The organism is Clostridium folliculivorans (assembly GCF_024341905.1).
Classification (GTDB): domain Bacteria; phylum Bacillota; class Clostridia; order Clostridiales; family Clostridiaceae; genus Clostridium_AR; species Clostridium_AR folliculivorans.
In genome coordinates this window covers 1-4955 of record NZ_BQXY01000061.1, presented here as the reverse complement: position 1 = coordinate 4955, position 4955 = coordinate 1, and the positions used below count along the sequence as shown (strand labels likewise).

At 49.1% G+C, this 4955-nt stretch carries 3 rRNA genes; all 3 read right to left on the bottom strand.

Annotation, left to right across the window (positions count from 1 at the left end):
- Positions 1-4: 4 nt before the first annotated feature.
- The 3 genes from rrf to OCU55_RS23910 all read right to left on the bottom strand — a co-directional run bounded on the left by rrf (position 5) and on the right by OCU55_RS23910 (position 4838).
- Positions 5-122 (bottom strand): 5S ribosomal RNA (gene rrf / locus OCU55_RS23920).
- Between the two features lie 56 nt (positions 123-178).
- Positions 179-3085, bottom strand: a 23S ribosomal RNA gene (locus OCU55_RS23915).
- A 233-nt stretch (positions 3086-3318) separates the two neighbouring features.
- Positions 3319-4838: ribosomal RNA gene (locus OCU55_RS23910) — 16S ribosomal RNA — on the bottom strand.
- Together the 16S, 23S and 5S rRNA genes form the textbook arrangement of a ribosomal RNA operon.
- Positions 4839-4955: the final 117 nt, after the last annotated feature.

The window sequence follows — 4955 nt, the reverse complement described above, 5'->3', positions numbered from 1 at the left end:
ATTTACCTAGCGACCACCTACTCTCCCACACAGTCGCCCATGCAGTACCATCAGCCGTCTAAGTCTTAACCTTCGTGTTCGGTATGGGTACGGGTGTAACCCTTAGACGCATCATCACTAGATATTGAAAGATTATTCTTTCAAAATTGCACTTAAGTTTACTTTGTAATAATTTGTTTTGGTCAAGCCCTCGACCTATTAGTATCGGTCAGCTGAACATGTTACCATGCTTACACCTCCGACCTATCAACCTCGTGTTCTTCGAGGGGTCTTACTAGCTTACGCTATGGGAAATCTAATCTTGAGGTGGGCTTCACGCTTAGATGCTTTCAGCGTTTATCCCTTCCCGACGTAGCTACCCAGCTATGCTCCTGGCGGAACAACTGGTGCACCAGAGGTCAGTCCATCCCGGTCCTCTCGTACTAAGGACAGCTCCTCTCAAATTTCCTACGCCCGCGACGGATAGGGACCGAACTGTCTCACGACGTTCTGAACCCAGCTCGCGTGCCGCTTTAATGGGCGAACAGCCCAACCCTTGGGACCTACTTCAGCCCCAGGATGCGACGAGCCGACATCGAGGTGCCAAACCTCCCCGTCGATGTGGACTCTTGGGGGAGATCAGCCTGTTATCCCCGAGGTAGCTTTTATCCGTTGAGCGATGGCCCTCCCACGAGGTACCACCGGATCACTAAGCCCGACTTTCGTCCCTGCTCCACTTGTAAGTGTCGCAGTCAGGCTCCCTTCTGCCTTTGCACTCTACGAACGATTTCCGACCGTTCTGAGGGAACCTTTGGGCGCCTCCGTTACTTTTTTGGAGGCGACCGCCCCAGTCAAACTGCCCACCTAACAATGTCCCGTCACCAGCTTCATGGTGCCCGGTTAGAATCCCAGTACTGTCAGGGTGGTATCCCAAGGACGACTCCACATCCCCTAACGAGGATGCTTCCAAGTCTCCCACCTATCCTGTACAGACAATACCGAAACTCAATGCTAAGCTACAGTAAAGCTCTACGGGGTCTTTCCGTCCAATCGCGGGTAGCAAGCATCTTCACTTGCACTACAACTTCGCCGGATTTACAGTTGAGACAGTGCCCAAGTCATTACGCCATTCGTGCGGGTCAGAACTTACCTGACAAGGAATTTCGCTACCTTAGGACCGTTATAGTTACGGCCGCCGTTTACTGGGGCTTAAGTTCACCGCTTCGCGTTACCGCTAACGATTCCCCTTAACCTTCCAGCACCGGGCAGGCGTCAGCCCCTATACATCAGCTTTCGCTTTAGCAGAGACCTGTGTTTTTGCTAAACAGTTGCTTGGGCCTATTCTCTGCGACCTACTCTCGTAGGCACCCCTTCTCCCGAAGTTACGGGGTCAATTTGCCGAGTTCCTTAACTGTAATTCTTCCGCCGGCCTTAGGATTCTCTCCTCACCTACCTGTGTCGGTTTGCGGTACGGGCACTACATTTCTCCCTAGAAGCTTTTCTTGGCAGCGTAGAATCAAGTACTTCAGCCTAAAAGGCTTTCCCCATCACACCTCAGCTAATACAGGCGGATTTGCCTACCTGTATACCTAAGTGCTTAGACTAGCATCCAATAGCTAGCACACTCTATCTTCCTGCGTCACTCCATCGGTAATAACGATTTGCAGTGGTATCGGAATATCAACCGATTGTCCATCACCTACGCCTTTCGGCCTCGGCTTAGGTCCCGACTAACCCTCAGCGGACGAGCCTTCCTGAGGAAACCTTAGGTTTTCGGCCACTAGGATTCTCACCTAGTTCTCGCTACTAATGCCAACATACTCACTCGTAATCAGTCCACCGCTCCTTACGGTACGACTTCAGCCCGATTACGACGCTCCCCTACCCCAGCAGATATAATCTGCTAGCCGTAGCTTCGGTGATAAGTTTGAGCCCCGAACATCTTCGGCGCAGGATCTCTCGACTAGTGAGCTATTACGCACTCTTTTAATGAGTGGCTGCTTCTAAGCCAACATCCTAGTTGTCTTAGAAATCCCACATCCTTTTCCACTTAACTTATACTTTGGGACCTTAGCTGACGATCTGGGCTGTTTCCCTTTTGACTACGGATCTTATCATTCGCAGTCTGACTGCCGGACTAATACTATATGGCATTCGGAGTTTGATAAGGTTCAGTAAGCGATATGCCCCCTAGCCCATTCAGTGCTCTACCTCCATTAGTCATATCCGACGCTAGCCCTAAAGCTATTTCGGGGAGAACCAGCTATCTCCGAGTTCGATTGGAATTTCTCCGCTATCCACAGCTCATCCCATGGTTTTTCAACACCAACGTGGTTCGGTCCTCCACGAAGTTTTACCTTCGCTTCAACCTGGCCATGGATAGGTCACCCGGTTTCGGGTCTACGGCATGCAACTAGTCGCCCTATTCAGACTCGGTTTCCCTTCGGCTCCGTACCTTAAGTACTTAACCTCGCTACATACCGTAACTCGTTGGCTCGTTCTACAAAAAGCACATCATCACACACATATGGTGCTATGATCGGTTGTAGGCACACGGTTTCAGGTTCTATTTCACTCCCCTTCCGGGGTTCTTTTCACCTTTCCCTCACGGTACTTCTTCACTATCGGTCATCAAGTAGTATTTAGCCTTGGGAGGTGGTCCTCCCTGCTTCCCACAAGGTTTCACGTGTCTCGTGGTACTCTGGAGCAGAACTATGGTCTTCTTGTTTCACTTACAGGACTATTACCTTCTACGGTGTATCTTTCCAGATATCTTCAATTACAATAGCCACCAATGTTATGTTCTGTCCGCAACCCCAAAGATAAATCTTTGGTTTGGGCTCTTCCGATTTCGCTCGCCGCTACTGACGGAATCGATGTTTCTTTCTCTTCCTCTAGGTACTTAGATGTTTCAGTTCCCTAGGTTTACCCTCCTATAGCTATGTATTCACTATAAGATACGTAGGGTTACCTACGTGAGTTTCCTCATTCGGAGATCTTTGGATCACAGGCTATTTGCGCCTACCCAAAGCTTATCGCAGCTTGTCACGTCCTTCTTCGGCTCTTGATGCCAAGGCATTCACCATGCGCCCTTTGTAGCTTGACCTATCAAATCAAATTTGAGTTACAAATTTGCTGATCTACTAAAAATACTAGCGTGCATTTTAGTAGTCAATTTATTACAAAGATTAGTAAATATCTTTACTTTAACTTATGTGCAATTTTCAAAGAACAATCAGAGATACTTGGTATCTCAAAATTAAACAGAGAGAGATATTCTAACCAGAATTCGTGTATATTAAGCCTGAAATACATCAGTACTTAATAATTTCTCCATAGAAAGGAGGTGATCCAGCCGCAGGTTCTCCTACGGCTACCTTGTTACGACTTCACCCCAATCGCTGACCCTACCTTCGGCTGCTGCCTCCCTTACGGGTTAGCTCACAGACTTCGGGTATTGCCAACTCTCATGGTGTGACGGGCGGTGTGTACAAGGCCCGGGAACGTATTCACCGCGACATGCTGATTCGCGATTACTAGCAACTCCGGCTTCATGTAGGCGAGTTTCAGCCTACAATCCGAACTGGGACAAGTTTTTGAGATTTGCTCCACCTCGCGGTCTTGCGTCTCTTTGTACTTGCCATTGTAGCACGTGTGTAGCCCTAGACATAAGGGGCATGATGATTTGACGTCATCCCCACCTTCCTCCCGGTTAACCCGGGCAGTCTCGCTAGAGTGCTCAACTAAATGGTAGCAACTAACAATAAGGGTTGCGCTCGTTGCGGGACTTAACCCAACATCTCACGACACGAGCTGACGACAACCATGCACCACCTGTCTTCCTGTCGGTACCAAAGGTACCGACTTCCCCGATTAAGGGTAATTCAGGAGATGTCAAGTCTAGGTAAGGTTCTTCGCGTTGCTTCGAATTAAACCACATGCTCCGCTGCTTGTGCGGGCCCCCGTCAATTCCTTTGAGTTTTAATCTTGCGACCGTACTCCCCAGGCGGGATACTTATTGTGTTAACGGCGGCACGGAGGTGTTGAAACCCCCACACCTAGTATCCATCGTTTACGGCGTGGACTACCAGGGTATCTAATCCTGTTTGCTCCCCACGCTTTCGAGCCTCAGTGTCAGTTACAGTCCAGAAAGTCGCCTTCGCCACTGGGGTTCTTCCTAATCTCTACGCATTTCACCGCTACACTAGGAATTCCACTTTCCTCTCCTGCACTCTAGACATCCAGTTTGGAATGCAGCACCCAAGTTAAGCTCAGGTATTTCACATCCCACTTAAATATCCACCTACGCTCCCTTTACGCCCAGTAAATCCGGACAACGCTTGCCACCTACGTATTACCGCGGCTGCTGGCACGTAGTTAGCCGTGGCTTCCTCCTTGGGTACCGTCATTATCGTCCCCAAAGACAGAGCTTTACAACCCGAAGGCCTTCATCACTCACGCGGCGTTGCTGCATCAGGGTTTCCCCCATTGTGCAATATTCCCCACTGCTGCCTCCCGTAGGAGTCTGGACCGTATCTCAGTTCCAATGTGGCCGATCACCCTCTCAGGTCGGCTACGCATCGTCGCCTTGGTGAGCCATTACCTCACCAACTAGCTAATGCGCCGCGGGTCCATCTTATAGCGGATTGCTCCTTTGATTTCCATTTCATGCGAAACGAAAATGTTATGCGGTATTAATCTTCCTTTCGGAAGGCTATCCCCCTCTATAAGGCAGGTTACCCACGTGTTACTCACCCGTCCGCCGCTGAGAAAGTTCCGAAGAACTTTCTCCGCTCGACTTGCATGTGTTAGGCACGCCGCCAGCGTTCGTCCTGAGCCAGGATCAAACTCTCAATTTAAAGTTTAATCATAGCTTACTTACTTAGTAAGTCTTTTTTCAAAAGAATTGCTGGTTTAGTTTAAGTCTAATTTTAGACTTTGTTTATCTTCTCTGTTTAATTTTCAAAGACCAAGTT